This is a genomic window from Halomonas jincaotanensis (genome assembly GCF_018448785.1).
GTDB lineage: Bacteria > Pseudomonadota > Gammaproteobacteria > Pseudomonadales > Halomonadaceae > Halomonas > Halomonas jincaotanensis.
Genome location: NZ_JAHCLU010000022.1, coordinates 29,073 through 45,867, shown reverse-complemented (window position 1 = coordinate 45,867; position 16,795 = coordinate 29,073). Strand labels below are relative to the sequence as shown.

The 16,795-nt window shown below is 63.7% G+C and carries 14 protein-coding genes; 2 read left to right on the top strand and 12 right to left on the bottom strand.

The features are described from left to right. Positions 1-12 precede the first annotated feature (12 nt). The 9 genes from KG088_RS16695 to KG088_RS16655 all read right to left on the bottom strand — a co-directional run bounded on the left by KG088_RS16695 (position 13) and on the right by KG088_RS16655 (position 8,779). Positions 13-1,008: a type II secretion system F family protein gene (locus KG088_RS16695; RefSeq protein ID WP_213827318.1), complete on the bottom strand. Its 996-nt coding sequence runs from the start codon at positions 1,006-1,008 to the stop codon at positions 13-15. Further along, complete coding sequence (locus KG088_RS16690) at positions 999-2,378, bottom strand: CpaF family protein (protein WP_250148325.1); 1,380 nt, start codon at positions 2,376-2,378, stop codon at positions 999-1,001. The genes KG088_RS16695 and KG088_RS16690 overlap by 10 nt, the downstream gene beginning before the upstream one ends. 105 nt (positions 2,379-2,483) lie before the next feature. Then, a complete protein-coding gene (locus tag KG088_RS16685; RefSeq protein WP_213827316.1) occupies positions 2,484-3,677 on the bottom strand; it encodes an AAA family ATPase in 1,194 nt (397 codons plus the stop codon). Between the two features lie 100 nt (positions 3,678-3,777). Beyond that, positions 3,778-4,095, bottom strand: a complete 318-nt coding sequence (locus KG088_RS16680) for a hypothetical protein (protein WP_213827314.1) — start codon at positions 4,093-4,095, stop codon at positions 3,778-3,780. Between the two features lie 25 nt (positions 4,096-4,120). After that, positions 4,121-5,644 carry a type II and III secretion system protein family protein gene (locus KG088_RS16675; protein WP_250148324.1) on the bottom strand — a complete coding sequence of 508 codons (1,524 nt, stop codon included), beginning with the start codon at positions 5,642-5,644 and terminating at the stop codon, positions 4,121-4,123. Positions 5,645-5,766: 122 nt separating this feature from the next. Then, entirely contained in the window at positions 5,767-6,588 is an 822-nt protein-coding gene (gene cpaB / locus KG088_RS16670) for a Flp pilus assembly protein CpaB (RefSeq protein ID WP_213827312.1), read from the bottom strand. Next, complete coding sequence (locus tag KG088_RS16665; RefSeq protein WP_213827310.1) at positions 6,585-7,931, bottom strand: P-loop NTPase family protein; 1,347 nt, start codon at positions 7,929-7,931, stop codon at positions 6,585-6,587. The genes cpaB and KG088_RS16665 overlap by 4 nt, the downstream gene beginning before the upstream one ends. After that, a complete protein-coding gene (locus tag KG088_RS16660) occupies positions 7,928-8,488 on the bottom strand; it encodes an A24 family peptidase (RefSeq protein WP_213827308.1) in 561 nt (186 codons plus the stop codon). The genes KG088_RS16665 and KG088_RS16660 overlap by 4 nt, the downstream gene beginning before the upstream one ends. 87 nt (positions 8,489-8,575) lie before the next feature. Beyond that, positions 8,576-8,779 carry a Flp family type IVb pilin gene (locus KG088_RS16655; RefSeq protein ID WP_213827306.1) on the bottom strand — a complete coding sequence of 68 codons (204 nt, stop codon included), beginning with the start codon at positions 8,777-8,779 and terminating at the stop codon, positions 8,576-8,578. Between the two features lie 511 nt (positions 8,780-9,290). Between KG088_RS16655 and KG088_RS16650 the strand changes: the two genes are divergently transcribed. Beyond that, the gene (locus tag KG088_RS16650) at positions 9,291-10,439 is read left to right on the top strand and encodes an efflux RND transporter periplasmic adaptor subunit (RefSeq protein WP_213827304.1); all 1,149 of its coding nucleotides are present in this window, start codon (positions 9,291-9,293) and stop codon (positions 10,437-10,439) included. Then, positions 10,439-13,552 carry an efflux RND transporter permease subunit gene (locus tag KG088_RS16645; protein WP_213827302.1) on the top strand — a complete coding sequence of 1,038 codons (3,114 nt, stop codon included), beginning with the start codon at positions 10,439-10,441 and terminating at the stop codon, positions 13,550-13,552. The genes KG088_RS16650 and KG088_RS16645 overlap by 1 nt, the downstream gene beginning before the upstream one ends. Positions 13,553-13,690: 138 nt before the next feature. Here the strand turns inward: KG088_RS16645 and KG088_RS16640 are convergent, their stop codons facing one another. The 3 genes from KG088_RS16640 to KG088_RS16630 all read right to left on the bottom strand — a co-directional run bounded on the left by KG088_RS16640 (position 13,691) and on the right by KG088_RS16630 (position 16,561). Beyond that, positions 13,691-14,119: a DUF3617 domain-containing protein gene (locus KG088_RS16640; RefSeq protein WP_213827300.1), complete on the bottom strand. Its 429-nt coding sequence runs from the start codon at positions 14,117-14,119 to the stop codon at positions 13,691-13,693. Between the two features lie 445 nt (positions 14,120-14,564). Next, entirely contained in the window at positions 14,565-15,233 is a 669-nt protein-coding gene (locus KG088_RS16635) for a GntR family transcriptional regulator (protein ID WP_213827298.1), read from the bottom strand. Positions 15,234-15,442: 209 nt separating this feature from the next. After that, on the bottom strand, positions 15,443-16,561 hold the full coding sequence (locus tag KG088_RS16630) for an alkene reductase (RefSeq protein WP_213827296.1): 1,119 nt from the start codon (positions 16,559-16,561) through the stop codon (positions 15,443-15,445). Positions 16,562-16,795 lie beyond the last annotated feature (234 nt).

Genomic DNA, 16,795 nt, shown 5'->3' with positions numbered 1-16,795 from the left:
GTCAGGCGCTCCTCATACATCGATATGCACAATCTTGCGCATCCAGAAAATGCCGATGATCATCAGCACGAATGCCACCATGACCAATTGGCGGCCGGTGGGGTCCTGGGTGAGCATGGGAATGAAATCGGGGTTGACCAACGACAGCACCGTCGCGAGCGCGAACGGCAGCAGCGAGAGTATCCAGGCGGCCATCTTTCCCTGGGCCGACAGCGTGCGCAGCTTGCGATGGAAGCGGAACCGATCGCGGATCACCGCGGCCAGGCCGTCGAGCAGCTCGGCCAGATTGCCGCCGGTCTCCTTCTGGATCAGCACCGAGGTCACGAACACCATCACCGTGACGCTCTCGACACGGTCGAGCAGTCCGTTCATGGCGCTGCGCACGTCACCGCCATAGTTGATCTCCATGAAGGTGGTGCGAAACTCCCCGGCGACCGGCTCGGCCATCTCGTCGGCGACCAAGCGCATTGCATCGCTGAACGGGTGCCCGGCGCGCAGCGCCCGCGACATCACGATCAGCGCTTCGGGGAGCTGCTCCTCGAACTTGGCCAGGCGCTGGCTGCGTGCCCTCAGCAGGCGCATGAAGGGAAAAGCCCACACCGCCAGCCCGAGCAGGATCCCGAACATCGGATTCGGCAGCAGGTGAAATCCCGTGACCCCTGCAATGCCCCCCAGGCAGACGGCAAACAGCACGACGCGGTAGGCCGGTGTTTCCTTGCCCGCCTGTTCGACCAGGCGCTCGAGGCGCTGCATGCCCGGTAGCGATTCCAGCGCCCGCTCCAGCGGGCCGAGGTCGCGCAGGTATTTTTTCCTGACCAACGACACCTGCTGCGGGCCCTGCTCGCGCGAGATCTCATTCAGGCGCTTCTTGAGTCGCTTGCGCGACTGACGGTTCTCCCCGAACGCCGGCACGATGAAGCTCTGCATCAGCAGGAAGGCGGCGATGAACACCATGCCGATGAAGATCGCCCCGTCGGAGAGCTCGGGAATGAAGCGGCTCAGCTCCATGACCGCCGGCCCCCACCGATCTGGAACACCTCGAGGCCCGGCGCCATGCCGCGGCGCTTCAGGTGATCGTAGAAGCCCGGCACCACGCCGGTCGCGGTATACTCGCCGATGACGTTGCCTTCCTCGTCGACCCCGCTGCGCTCGAAGCGGAAGATCTCCGACATGGTGATGATGTCGCCTTCCTGGCCATTGATTTCCTGCACGCTGACCAGCCGGCGCTTGCCATCCTCCAGGCGCTCGACCTGCAACACGACATTGATGGCCGAGGCGATCTGGGCGCGCAGCGCCTTGGCGGGCAACTGGAAGCCGCTCATGGCCACCATGCTCTCGATCCGCGTCAATGCATCCCGCGGCGTATTGGCGTGGATGGTGGTCAACGAGCCGTCGTGGCCGGTGTTCATCGCCTGCAGCATGTCGAAGGCTTCGCTGCCACGCACCTCACCGATGATGATGCGATCCGGGCGCATGCGCAGGCTGTTGCGGACCAGATCCCGCTGAGTCACCTCCCCCCGCGACTCGATATTCGGCGGCCGGGTTTCCAGACGCACCACGTGGGGCTGCTGCAGCTGCAGCTCGGCCGAGTCCTCGATGGTGACGATGCGCTCGCGGTGCGGAATGAAACCCGAGAGGATATTCAGCATCGTCGTCTTGCCGGCGCCGGTTCCCCCCGACACCAGCACGTTGAGCCGTGACTTGACCACCGCCTCCAGCAGCTGGGCGATTTCGGCATTCAGCGAACCGGTCTCGATGAGGTTATCGACGGTCAGGCGCTCGACCGCAAAGCGCCGGATCGACAGCATGGGGCCGTCGATGGCCAGTGGCGGCACTATGGCGTTGACGCGCGAGCCGTCCTTGAGTCGTGCATCGACCATCGGCGAGGATTCATCGATGCGCCGCCCTACCCCCGAGACGATGCGGTCGATGATGGTCATCAGGTGACGGTCGCTGTCGAAGCGCAAGGTGGTCTGTTCGAGCTTGCCGTTGCGCTCGACGAAGATCGGCGTCGTGCCGTTGACCAGGATGTCCGAGACCGTCTTGTCGGCCAGCAGGGCTTCCAGCGGCCCCAGGCCCAGCACCTCATCCTGCAGCTCGGTGACGATGCGCTGGCGCACGGCGGCATTGAACGGCAGCGCCTCTTCGCCCATGAGCGATTCGCAGACCTGCTGGATCTGCAGCCGCGCCTCCCGCTCATCGAGACTGCCCAGCAACGACAGATCCAGCACCTTGACCAGCTTGCGGAACAGCGCCTGCTTGCACTCCTGCTCGGTGCGCGTGAGCGCTTCACCGCTACTGCGTGAGGCCTTGAGTCCCCAGGAAGCGCGGGGCATTTCCGCACTGCCTTCACCGCCCAGTCTTTCGCGTAAGCTCATCGCCCTGTCTCCCTATACTGCCATTGTTCGGTTCAACCAGGATTACCTGGTGAGTTATTAAGTGAGTTATCAATGCCGCCATTCATGCCGCTACTAATGCGGGTACTAATGCCGCGCCCAGCGCAGCAGCGGCCATTTTTTCTTGGTGCGCTCGGGCGTGGTTGACGAGTGGCTGTCGCTATCCAGCGAGCTGGCCAGCGCCCCAAGCTGGCGGGTCACCGGCGCCTTGCGCGACTGTTCACGCAGCGGACTTCCCACGTTGATGCTGTGGGTGACCCGGCGAAAATCGTTGGGCAGCGTCAGCACCGGCACGCCCGGAATCGTCTCGCGGATATCCGAGAGACCCACCGCATTACGCTTGTCGTAACGATTGACGACGATGGTCAGCCGCGTGGCCGTCAGCCTCAGTTCGTGGCGCAGGATGTCGCGCAGGCGACGCGCATCGCGAAGGTGCGCGACACTCTGCTCCATCACCATCAGGACGTGATCGGAGCGTTCGAGCACCGTGGCCGTGGGCCCGCTGATCCAGCGCGGCAGGTCAACGACGACATCGTCGTAGGCCCGGCCGAGTACCTGGATCAATTGATCGATGCGCGTCTCGGGCACCTCGGCGATGGTCACCATGTCCTCGGGAGACGACGCCAGCAGGTCCAGCCCGCTCTCGTGGCTCTGCACATAGCCTTCCAGCGCCACCTCATCCAGGCTGTCGGCGGCTTCCAGGGCCCGCACCAGGCCGTTTTCGGGGGTCAGGTTGAGATACAGCGGCAGCGAGCCGAACTGCACATCCAGGTCGATCAGCATCGTGCGCCGATCGCGGCAGGCGAGGATATGCGCCAGATTGGCAGCCACCACGCTGGCCCCCGAGCCCCCCTTGGCATTGATCACCGCCGTCAGGCGCGCCGACTTGCGCTGGGGGTCGACGATCCGGTCGCGGGTCAGCTGACGGATGAACTGGGTGATCTCGCCATCGTCGATGGGCGGCGAGAAGAAATCGCGAGCTCCGGCGCGCATCGCCAGGCGAATCAGCTCGACATTGCCCTTGGGCCCCACCACCAGCAGCGTCGGCCGCTCGCTGGCCGCCCGCTCGCAGAGGGCCGTCAGCTCGGCCTCCCAATGATCGCTGACCAGCAACACCAGGGCGTCGGGCAGCGGCGTCACGTCATGCAAGGGGTCGGCATGGCCATTGACGATCACCTTGGTGGTGACGTCGATATCGCCCTGGCTACGCAACAGCGTCTCCAGGAAGCCAAGCTCGTCGCGGGCGCGTCCCGCCAGCAGTATGTTGAGTCGATAACGCATGCCGTTTTTCCTACCTGTATGTTGCCGGGCTACCGCCAATTGGAAGGCGCAAGGATCGCCACTTATCGTGTCTGGCCAGTCGATCGTCATGAGATGAGCGTCATGGCAAGACGGGGCTCATGCTGCCGCGCTGGGTGCCGCTCGCCGGCTGGCGATAGGCGCGCATGGCCTCGGCCGCCTTTTCGCCGCTCAGCGGTGTCACTTCATCGCCGGGTTGGTAAACCTGAAGCTCTTTCATGTGGCGCACGCTGTCGCCGTAGGGCGGCAGGTCGGCGCCAGGCTGCGCCGCGCAGCCCATCAACGCGGCGCCACATGCCGCCAGCACGCTCAGCCGTATCGATGCGCGTAGCCCGGTGGGTGCAGAAGTGTGTTGAGAGGCGCGTTGCGAGGCGCGCAAAACATCAGAAAAGCGAATCATGGGGTGATCTCCCGAAGCGTCAGCATTAGAGGTCATGGCCGAAGCGGCCTTCCGTACCGCCGTCGTCCCGGCTGGACATCAGTTCCAGTTCGACACCGGAGGCGCGGCGCGGCGCCGGCGAGCCATCGGTGCCCTGGCCAGTCGAGCGCCCGAGCAGGTAGAACTCGACATCGCTGGGCGCCACGAACGAGCCGGTTGGCAGCCGTACCTGCTCGCTGTCGTAGGCGCGTGCCAGGCGGGGCGTGACGAAGATCACCAGCTCGGTCTGTTCCTTGACGAACTCCTGGCTGCGGAACATCGCCCCCAGCACCGGCAGGTCGCCGAGTCCGGGGAACTTCGAGACGTTCTCGCGCAGGCTCTCGTTGAGCATGCCGGCGATGGCGATGGTCTGGCCGCTGGCGAGCTCCACGGTCGAACTGGCGCTGCGCGTGGAGAGTGCCGGCACCAGGAACTGGGCATTTGACTGGCTACCGACGCCGATCTGCAGGCTATTGGCCGCCACCAGGTCGGAGACCGAGACATCGACTTTTAGATTGATGGCGCCGGAATTCAGCACCACCGGCAGGAAGCGCAGGCCGACGCCGAATTCCTTGTGGTCGATGGTGATCTGCCCGTCGCCCTGGGGAACCGGGATCGGGAACTCGCCCCCCGCCAGGAATTGCGCCTGCTGGCCGGTCAGGGTCGTCAGGTTGGGCTCGGCGAGTATCTTGGCGATGCCTTCGCGGTTGGCGGCATCGAGCACCAGGTTGAGCAGATAGTCGCCACGCTGGTAACTGGCGAAGATCCCGGTGTCCTCGATGGAGCCCATGCTGGGCGAAAACTCGCTGACGACCGGCCCGACGGGCGTTCCCCCGCCAAACACCGGAATCCGCTCGCCACCACCGATGCCTGCGAATTCGGCATCCGGGAAACTCGCACCGCCCACCGCGCCACCGAGACGCAGCGCCGAGGAGCCGACGTTGAAGACGTTGAAGTTGGCTTCTAGCCGCTTGACCAGCGAGCGCGAGACCTCGGCGACCTTGACGTCGAGCATGACCTGCTGGGCGCCACCGACCTCCATCAGATTTAGCACGGTCTCGCCCTCTCCCTCGCCGGGAACGGCGAAGCGGCTCGCCAGGCGCAGCGCGGTCTCCATGCGCTCGGGGCTCGACACCTCACCGCTGAGCACGATGCTGCCCTGCGCCGACTGCACCTGGATGTTCTCGTCGGGCAGCATGTCGTGCAGCTGCCGCTTGAGGGCATCGAGATCGTGGGTCACCGCGACGTTGAGCACGCCCTGCACCCGCTCTTGCTCGTCCCACAGCACCACATTGGTGGTCCCCAGTGACTTGCCCAATACGTAGATCTGCCGTGAGTCCATCACCACGATGTCGGCGATCTCGGGGTTGCCCACCGATACCACGCGCACCGAGCGAGGAAACTCCAGGACCTGCGACTTGTTGATGCCGACCGCGACCGCCACCTGGCGCCCCTCGTACGGCATGGCCACGCGTCGCTCACTGGTCTGTGCCATCGCCAGTGACGACCCGCCGATGGCCAGCCACAGCATGATGACGACCGACCACCCTTTGCTTGTTATCCGTTGCCTGTGCATGTCATTTCCCCGCCAAGACGTGTTGCGTTGTGGTTATCGTGAGAATCGTGTTTATCGTGGCTATCGATGCCGGTCCGTCAGTTGCGGACGTTGACCGAGCTCTGCTGGGTGCCGCGGATCACCTGTACCCGCCGCTGCACGGGCGCCCGCACCACGCGTGGCTTGGGTTTCGCCACCGGGGCGGGTTCGGCCACGCCCAGGCTGCTGCGCTGGGCCGCCAGGAAATCATCGTCGTCGTCTTCCTTTTCAAAGGGGTTGCGCAGCGTCAGCTGGACCTTGCCCTCCTGGGTCGCCTCGACGAGCGTCTCGGCCTGGTCCGGCGACACCTCGACGGTCACCGCCCGCACGATCATCGGCCCGTCGCGTTCCTGAGAGGCCGTCTGGTCGACCGCGAGCACCTTGATGTTGCGCAGGATGGTCTTCGACTCGAGGTTGCGGTTACCGCCGTTGCGCCGGGTCGAGACCACATCCACCCGGTTGCCCGGCAACAGGAAGCCGGCCACCCCGACCACGTCATCGACACGCACGCTCATCGCCCGCATGCCCTTCTCGAGCAAGGAGGCCAGGGCACTGCCGCCCATATGCTCGGCGACCCGCCCTTCGAGCACGATCTCGCCGGGGTAGATGACCTGGTTGCTGACCCGGCCGATCACGCTGTCGACATCCGTGAAGCTGCCCGCGGGCACGGCATCGGGGGGCAGTTCGATCATGCGCAGATCGGAGGCCTGCACCGTTTCCCCGAAGGGAATCTGCAGGGTCGCCACCACCACCTGCGCCATGTCGTTCATGGCGTCGCGCTCGCCGGTCCTGTCCTGCATCCAGCTCTTGGCCAGCATGGCCGCACCGGTGGCCATCATCACCGAGACGCCCAACATCAACACGATGCCTTTCTTTTTCATGATGCCTCCCCCTCGGGGTTGCCGAGTTCACCAAAGTAGTTATGCCAGGCCCAGCTCAGGGCCTCGTGGGTCAGTTGTTCGCGCTCACACTCCCGGTAGCGCAGGTAGTCCTGTGCCAGGCCGATCAGGTCACGCGGGTGGCAAGGCAGCAGCGGCACGCCAGCGCGCCGGTGCCAGTCGTCGACCAGAACGCCTGCCAGCGCCGCATCGAAGCCCAGCGCCTGCTTCTCGCATTCCTGCTGCCAGATGCCGAGATACTCGGCGCGGGCGAGCGGGGTGAAGCGAATCTTGTAGCCGATACGGCGCAGGAAGGCCGGATCGGCCAGTGCCAAGGGGTCGAGGTTGGTGGACAGCACCAGCGCCACGTCGAAGGGCACCTGGAAATGCTGGCCGTTGCTCAGGGTCAGGTAGTCGTGGCCCTCTTCCAGCGGCACGATCCAGCGGTTGAACAGCTCCATAGGCTCCATGCGCTGACGCCCAAGGTCGTCGATCACCAGCATGCCGTTGTTGGCGCGCAACTGGACGGGGGCGTGATGGACGCGCGTGGCCGGGTCGTACTGGACGTCGAGCATGTCGAGTGTCAGCTCGCCCCCGGTAATCACGCATGGCCGGCGGCAACGGATATAGCGCGGGTCGTGGCCGTCCTCGAGGTAGAGCCGCGCCATGGGCGAGTCGTCACTCGTCGCGAGCGGCTCGTGCACGGCGGGGTCGAAGCAGCGCAGTGCCTTGCCGGCTACTAGAATGGCGTGGGGCACCAGCACGCTGCCGGGCAGCAGCCGCGACAGCCGCTTGGCGATAAAGCTCTTGCCGGTACCCGCCTCGCCGTGGATGAACATGGCGCGCCCGGAGTGCAGCGCCGGGCCCAGCTGGTCGAGCCTTTCGGGGGCGATCACGGTATCGGCGAAGGCCGCGTGAACCTCGCGGCGGCCGATACCCACCGCACTCATCGCCTGGGCATTGACCTGGCGGACATAATCCTCCAGCGGCACCGGGGCCATGCCCGCATAGCCGTCACGAGAAAAGGCCTCGAGCGCACCTGCCCGCCCCCGGTCGGTCAGCCCGAAACGCAGCGCGCCATGTTCCCCGACGCCGCGCACCTCGACGCGCCCCTCGTCGCGCAGGAAGTGGCAGACCTCCTCGATGATCGCGCCCGACAGCGCGCTGCCGCGGCTCAGCCGATGCAGGTCCAGCACCCCGTGTTCGAAAAGCTGCTTGGAGAGCAGATCGGCCAGGTAAAGAAGCTCGAGCCCCGTCTCCGCCACCGACCCGGGCCGCGCTGGCGCCTTGGCACCGGCCGCGTCTCCGGTCAGCGCCGCCGTTGACTGAACGAGATCGAATGTCATGACGTGACTCCTGCAACGGTGCTCGCTTGCCAGAAAAGAATCCCGGTGGTGCCGAGCGCGATCGATACCGCAAACGGAAACTTCCGGCCCATCACCTCGCCCTTAACCGGCGCGATATAGATCGGCCGGCCGGTGGTAACCAAGGTTTTAAACATCAGCCCGTAACGCGCCCAGGGTGAGATCGACGCGCTTGAAAACAGCGCGCTGCCCGCAAATCCCAGAGCGATCAGCCCGCCCGCAGCGATGCTTGCCAGCCCGGCGAGAAACACGCCGTTGACACCCAGAAAACTGCCCACCGCCGCCATCAACTTGACGTCGCCGGCGCCAGTGGACCCGAATAAATAGCCCGGCAGCAGGATCAAAAGCCCGACTGCCAGGCCGGAAAGGGCGGCCAGGACACCGCCGAAACCCGCCAGCACTCCGTGCAGCAGTATTCCTGTCGCGGCCCCGGCCATAACGAGAACGTTGGGGATGCGCCGTGACCGCAGATCCCAGGCCGCCGCGCTCCAGATCAGCAGCAGGACAAGACCGGGTATCAGCAAGACTTCGCTGCGCATGGTTAATCCCCTATTACTTCTTGTTTTTTAGGAAAGAAGCGCCGATATCCCTATCGGCGCCAGCTAAAGTAGTGGCTATACTTCTAATTAAGTTCCGTCCACAGTACCAGCTTGGTCATTTTCAAGCGCCGTCTGAAGCAAGCCCAGCTTCTCGCTAACCTCACCACCGATCGCGACGAAGATCGTCGCCCCGACGGCCACGATCAGGCCACCTACCAGCGCCCACTCCACGACCTCGGTGCCCTCTTCTTCGCGTACAAAACGCTCGATACCCTGCATCAGTTTGTTCATGTCTTGTTTCTCCCTTACGACTCGAGTTGGTTAACCGCTTCTGGTCGGAGCCGGCCGGGTTGGGCAGTTTTGCCTTCCCCTGACTCGGCTCACGGACACAGAATCGCTGTTACAAACCAGTTACGCTTGGAGAATCTTGCAACGGTATAGAACTATCTTGCAGTGCGCAAAAACCCCGCCACGCCAGATTCCATGCGGGATGAGCTTTTCGTGAATGAATGTACAATTTGTTACAGTCTGTAATATTTTGCCGAGGAGTGGGGGCTTTGGGCGGGTTTTGTCAGGGGGCATCGCGGTTTGAGAGGGGTTACAAGGAGGGGCGGACCACTCTTTAAAAGCTAAGTAAACTTGAATGGCGGAGAAGACACCACGAGCACTTCCCCTCAATGTATAACCCCTGTACAGTTAATTTTCGGTTGCCTTTTTTTGCCACATTTTTCTGCCAGATTATGGGTAGACCACCTCGCCAGCCTGGATACCGCTTCCACCCGATTCGCCACGACGAGACACCATGCCCCCGATATCGCCCCTCGTGCGTCACCCTGCGCGCTTTCCTTTCTCTGGCGCTCTCGCCCCGGCCTCCGGCGTCCTGGCGGCCGCCCTGCTGATCGTGCTCGGCCTGCTGGCGACGCCGCTGGCCGCCCAGGAACCCACCGCCGTGATCGGCGCCCGCGCGTCGCTCGAGCCGTGGTCCGACCCGATCGAGGGGTTGGGCACGCTGAGCGCCGATGAAAGCGTGACGCTCTCCACCACCGTCACCGAGATCATCCGCGAACTGAACTTTCAGGATGGCGATACCGTCGAGGCCGGCCGCCTGCTGGTGCGATTGGCGGATGACGAGGAACAGGCCGACCTGCGCGCCGCCCAGGCACTAAGAGACGAGCGCCGCAACACCGTTAACCGCCTGGCGCAGCTGCAGGAGCGCAACCTCGCGCCGCGCGCCGAGGTGGAAGACAGCCGCGCCCGCCTGCGCCAGGTCGAGGCCGAGATCCAGGCGCTCGAGGCACGCCTGGCCAACTACCAGTTGCGCGCGCCGTTCGACGGCCGGGTGGGCTTTCGCAACGTCAGCGTCGGCGCCCTGGTCACGCCGGGCATGGACCTGGTGACGCTGGACAAGCTCGACGTGATGAAGCTCGACTTCACCCTCCCCGAGGTGAGCCTGGGGCTGCTGGAACCCGGCCTGACGCTGACCGCGCAAAGCGCCGCCTATCCCGAAGAGGTGTTCGAGGGCAAGGTGGCGAGCATCGGCACCCGCGTCGACCCGGTCAGCCGCAGCGTGACGGTGCGCGCCGAGCTCGATAACCCCGAGCTGCGCCTGCGCCCCGGCATGTTGATGCTCGTGGTGGTGCGACGTCCGCCGCGCGAGACGCTGGTGCTGCCCGAATCGGTATTGATTCCCGAAGGGCAGCGACAGTACGTGCTGGTGCTTCACGAAGACGAGGCGTACCGCGTCGAGCGCCGCCAGGTAACGATCGGGGCGCGCCGCGAGGGCGAGGTCGAGATCGTCGAGGGGCTTGCGAGCGGCGACCTGGTGGTCGCCCACGGCACCGACCGCGTGCGCGACGGCCAGCAGGCGCGTTTGCTGGGCATCATGGATGATGCCACGACGGTGGCGGATATCATCAGCCGCCAGCGCGACACCGCCGAGGCGGACAGCTGATGCGCCTTTCGGACATTTCCATCCAGCGGCCGGTGCTGGCCACGGTGCTCGCCGCGTTGATCGTGGCATTCGGCCTGCTGGCGCTGGAGCGGCTGCCGCTACAGGAATACCCCTCCATCGACCCGCCGGTGGTGGGGATCGACACCCGCTATCCCGGGGCGTCGGCCAGCGTGGTGGAAACGCGTATTACCCAGGTGCTGGAGGATCGTATCTCCGGCGTGGCGGGTATCGAGGTCATCTCGTCCTCCAGCGAGGATGGCCGCTCCAGCATCAACGTCGAGTTCGGCCTCGACATGGACATCGACGCCGCGGCCAACGATATACGCGACCGCATCTCGGGCTCGCTGGACAACCTGCCCCAGGAGGCCGACCCGCCCGAGGTGCAGAAGGCCGATTCCAGCTCGGATGTGGTGGTCTGGCTGAGCCTGACGGGCGATGGCTACGACATGGCCGAGCTCACCGACTATGCCAATCGCTACCTGGTGGATCGTTTCTCGGTGCTGCCTGGCGTGTCTCAGGTCAGGGTCGGCGGCGGGCGCGAGTATGCCATGCGCGTGTGGCTGGACGCCGATGCGCTGGCCGCCCGTGGGCTGACTGCGGGCGATGTGGAGGACGCCCTGCGCGAAGAGAACGTCGAACTGCCCGGCGGGGCCATCGAGTCGAGTGAGCGCCAGTTTATCGTGCGCCTGCCGCGCAACTTCGCGACACCCACCGACTTCCGTTCACTGGTGCTCGACGAGGGCAGCGATGGCTACCTGGTGCGCCTGGGCGACGTGGCCGAGGTCGAGATCGGCGCCGTGGAGGAGCGCACCATCTTTCGCGGCAACGGCGTGCCGATGGTTGGCCTGGGCATGATGAAGCAGTCCACCGCCAACGTGCTGGAGATCTCAAAGGGCGCGAAAGCCGAGATGGCCCGCCTGCAGGGCACCCTGCCGGACGGCATGTCGCTGTCGCTCAACTTCGACGCGTCGGTGTTCGTCTCGGGGGCGATTTCCCAGGTGGTGCTGACGCTGTTCGTCGCCATGGGGCTGGTCGTGGTGGCGATCTTCCTGTTCCTCGGCAACGTACGCACCACGTTGATACCCGCGGTGACCGTGCCCATCGCGCTGATCGGGACCTTTTCGGCGCTGGCGGTGATGGGCTTCACCATCAACCTGCTGACCCTGCTGGCGCTGGTGTTGGCCATCGGCCTGATCGTCGACGACGCCATCGTGGTGCTGGAGAACATCAATCGGCGCATGCAGGAACTGGGCGAAACCCCGCTGGTCGCCGCCTATCGCGGCACCCGCCAGATCGCGTTCGCGGTCATCGCCACCACCCTGGTGCTGATTGCGGTCTTCGTGCCGCTGAGCCTGCTGCAGGGCGACATCGGGCGGCTGTTTTCGGAGTTCGCCTTGACGCTGGCCGCCGCCGTGGCGATCTCTACCCTGCTGGCGCTGACGTTGACGCCGATGATGGCCTCCAAGATCCTCAAGTCGGACATGCACGAGGGGCGCCTCTCGACCGCGGTGCAATGGGTGCTCGAGCATTCGCGGCGCCTCTATCGCGCCCTGCTCGAGCGCGTCCTGAAGCTGCGTCTGCTGGTCGTCGCGCTGTTCCTGGGCGTGCTCGGCGGTATGGTATGGCTCAACGCGCAGTTACCCAACGAGTACACGCCGCAGGAGGACCGCGGCAATTTCTGGGTGCTGGTCAGCGGTCCCCCCGGTGCAACGTACGACTACATGCTCGACTACATGGATGAGATCGAGACGCGGCTGATGCCCATGACCGACACCGGCGAGGTTGAACGAATCGTCGTGCGAGCCCCCATGGGCTGGGGCAACATCGAGACCTTCAATAGCGGCTTCGTGATCGTCAATCTGGCGGACTGGTCACAACGGCGCTCGGCCTGGGCGATCATGGACGAGATTCGTACGGAACTCGCCGACCTCCCCGGCATTCGGGCTTTCCCGGTGATGCGTCAGGGCTTCGGCCAGCGCGTCGAGAAGCCCGTACAGTTCGTGCTCGGCGGCGGGACCTACGAGCAGCTGGCAGAATGGCGCGATACCCTGGTCGAGCACATCCGCGAGGATAATCCGCGCCTGACCGGGATCGACAGCGACTACGAGGAAAACCAGCCGCAGCTGCGCGTGGACATCGACTATGGCCGGGCCGCCGCGCTCGGCGTGACAGTCACCGAGATCGGCCGGACCCTGGAAACCCTGCTGGGCGGTCGTACCGTGACCCGCTACGTCGATGACGGCCAGGAATATGATGTCATCCTCGAGGGCGCTACCGGCGCCCGTCCCAGCCCAGGTTCACTGGAGAATATCCGTGTCAGGTCGGCGCGTTCCGGTGAGCTGATTCCGTTGGCGAGCCTGGTCTCTCTGAGCGATTTCGCCGGGCCCAGCACCCTCAACCGCTTCAATCGTATCCGCGCTATCACGCTTCAGGCCGATCTGGAAAGCGGCTACCCACTGGGTGAGGCTCTGGCGTATCTTGAAAACGCGGTGAACGATGTGTTGCCGGCGGAGGCCCAGACCGACGTCAAGGGCGCGTCGCGCGACTATCTCGAGGCCAGCGGGGCCACCGGCTTCCTGCTGGGGCTGGGTATCCTGGTCGTCTTCCTGGTGCTGGCGGGTCAGTTCGAGAGTTTCGTGCACCCGTTCGTGATCATGCTCACTGTGCCGTTGGCGATCAGTGGCGCACTGCTGGGCCTGTACCTCACCGGGCAGTCATTGAACATCTACAGTCAGGTGGGCCTGGTGATGCTGGTGGGGCTGGCGGCCAAGAACGGCATCCTGATCGTGGAATTCGCCAACCAGCTTCGCGATCAGGGCGTCGCATTCCACGACGCCCTGGTCGACGCCGCCGTGACCCGCCTGCGCCCTATCCTGATGACCGCGGTCACCACCATGGCCGGCGCCGTGCCGCTGATCGTCTCCAGTGGCGCGGGCGCCGAGACGCGGCTGGTGATCGGCACGGTCATCCTGTGTGGCCTGGCCGTGGCCACATTGTTCACGCTGTTCGTGGTGCCGGTGGCCTATGACCTGCTGGCCCGTCGAACTGGCTCACCCGGTGATGTGGCGCGGCAACTGGATCGTGAGATGGGCGACACCCCGGCCGGCCGTTGAGGTCGCTCGGCGATGATTCGCTTGCCGACAAAAAGCTCGAAAAGAGGCCAGCTATTAAAAGAGACCACCTAGCAAAAAAGACCACCTATCAAGGTGGCCTTTGCGTTTTCGTCTTGCCCGAATTGTCTTGCCTAGTCGTCAGCAGTCGCCGGTACGTTCACCCTCGATGACCGTCTGCATCTGCATCTGACCCATCTGCTGCGATTCGACCAGGATATCGACATTACCCTCAGTCCGGTCGCCCAGGAAGGCCATGTTGCCTTCGATCGTCGCTTCACCGCCTTCTTCGCGGCAGATCATCTGATAGTCGACCCCATCAGCCGAGACGTTATGCTCCAGCAGCTCACAGCCCTCTTCCTCTTCCACGAAGTCGAACGAGCCATCATCGAGGTCGCTCTGGGCGATGCACTCATCATAAGTCTCGGTCTGATCGGGAATCGGCATATCGGCCTCGACCGAGGTGGTACTGGTGAAACTCCACTGTCCCGGTTCGATGTTGGGGCTCTCGGCAACGGCCGCCAGCGGTAGAACCAGTAATGCACTGGCCAACAAGGGTCGTAACAGCATGGGTAAGTCTCCGGGTCAGTGGGGGTATGCCTTTACATCGACACGGCGATCAGCTTACCGCAATCGTGACTTACCCCCAATCACCTGACTGTTAGCCGAGGTAGCCGGCGATCGCCTCGAAGGCCGCACGTTGTTTCAGGGCCCGCTGATTCCAGAATTCCAGTACTTCGCTATCGACTGAAGTATATGAAACTTTTGACATATTCATATTTCATCTCCAAGAAAAACTACACCACCAACATAACCCCTTCTCTGCTGCAGTGCAGCATAAAACTGCGTAGCTTTTTGTCACGCGATAGAGAGAACGGTGAGATAGTGTCACCAAGGCGTTGAATGGCAGCGGTTTTCAGGCCGGCTTGCTGACCGGCCCCGATAGGCAGGCGCAAATCCTATTATCGGGCAGACGTGGTCACTCCCGGCAATGCCGGTGCCGCGGGGCTCATGATCATGAATCTGTGGCGACAGCGCCCAGCGCCACCTCGTAGGACAGCACGACATGATGATCGATGAGTCGCACGGCCGCCTTGGTATCACGCGCCAGGGCAAGGTCGACGAGTTCGTGATGCTGGGCATCCAGTACCTGGCGGATCGACGCGTTCTCGGGGGCCAGACGGCGATAGCGGTCGAACTGGTCGTGCAGCTGGGAAATGAACCGCAGCAGCCAGGCAGAGCCACATGGCGCCACTAAGGTACGGTGGAAGCGACCATGCAACTGCTCCCAATGCTCCATGTTGGCGTGGTCGCTTTCAGCGCGCTTCAACCGATGCGCCACGGCCAGAAGCTCCGACTCCCATTCGGCATCGCCGAACTGCAAGGCCTGCTCGAGCGCCATGCACTCGAGCTTGCGACGCATATCGGCAATATCGTCGAGCTCAGCGCGGCTAAGGCCGGGAATCCGGAAGCCACGCTGGTTTTCCTGTGTCAACAAGCCATAAGCCGACAGCTTATTGAGCGCCTCGCGCAACGGGCTGAGACCGACCCCGTAGCGCTCCTTCAAGGTATTGATGGCGATCTTCTCACCGGCTTGAAAACGGCCATGGAGAATGTCCTGGCGCAATACTTCATACACACGACTGGCATGCGTGCTGCTGGACTGACGTACGAGGCTATCCATCCGAAACTCCTTCGAACCCGGGGTCGTCATCGATCCCTCGACAAGCCGGCGTGAAGCGGCCGGCGCCTCATTTGAGTTTACAACAAGATGATCGATTTTCCGGTTAAAACGTTACGCATGCGACTCATGCAGCCAGAATGCAAAACCCCCTCGGCTGAGGGGATAGATTAGGTGGCGTATCATCGGCGGCGGTGCGGAACAGCGGGGGGTCATCCCAGCCGATCGTATCCATTATTCAGGAACGGATAGTCGGTATACCCCTCCGCACCACCACCGTAGTAGGTCGTCGGGTCTGACTCGTTCAACTCGGCGCCGACCCGAAACCGTTCGACCAGGTCGGGATTGGCGATATAGGAGCGCCCGATCACTATTGCATCGGCAATACCGGCCTCGATGAGGCGCTCGGCCCGTTCGGCATCGTAATGCCCGCAGAACATCAAGCTGCCCTTGAAGCGCTCGCGCAGCGCACGGCGAAAGTCATCGGTAAAGGCAATGTCGCCCCCGGCCCAGTCCGGCTCATTGACGTGCAGGAAGGCGATACCCCGCTTGGAGAGCTGCTCCGCCATGTAGAACGCCATGGCCTCCGGCTCGTCATCGGTAAGGCCGAACAGCTCGATGAACGGCGTCATGCGGATGCCGGTACGATCCGGCCCGAACACCTCGGCGACCGCATCCATCACCGCCAGAGGAAAGCGAGCACGATTCTCGATTGAGCCGCCATACTGGTCGGTGCGCAGGTTGGTGCCTGTCGCCAGGAACTGATTGAGCAGGTACGCGTTGGCCGCGTGGACCTCGATCATGTCAAAGCCGGCACGCTTGGCGCGAATCGCCGCTTGACGGTAATCCTCGACAATTGCGGGGATCTCGTCGGTTTCCAGCGCTCGCGGCGTGCTGGTCGGGTGGTTACCGACACTTCCGTCCTCGAATTCGACGAAGCACTGGGCGCCCTCTCCCTTCAACGCGCTCGGCGCCACGGGCTGCTGGCCCTCCGGCTGCACCATTTCGTGCGACACCCGACCAACGTGCCACAACTGCAGCGCCATGCGCCCGCCCTTGGCATGCACGGCCTCGACGACACGCTTCCAGCCGGATTCGTGCTCGTCCGTCCAGATACCGGGGGTATACACGTACCCACGCGCCGTCGGCGAGATATTGGTGGCTTCACTGATGATCATGCCCGCACCGGCTCGCTGGCCGTAGTAAATCTCCTGAAGCTTGCCAGGCACGCTGTCAGGTGTGCGGGCGCGCGTCAGCGGCGCCATCAGGATACGGTTGGGCAGATTCAAACTACCCAGCTTCGTCGGCTTCAACAGAGTTTCATGTGCCATTCGGCAATTCCTTTTCTCGAGTGTGATTACACCGCATATCTTTAGCGACCTGACCGTTAACTTATTAGACCAGTTTACTATAAAATGGTATCGGTTAACCAGTCCGATACCTTCACGACTTATTGGTAGGTTTGTGCGGACAATCTGGGCAGCGATTCGGCAGGCGCCGAGGGTAGTAAAGACACCTTGGAGGCAGCGCTGTCGGCCGGATGCCAAGGAAAAGACGTCTTGCTA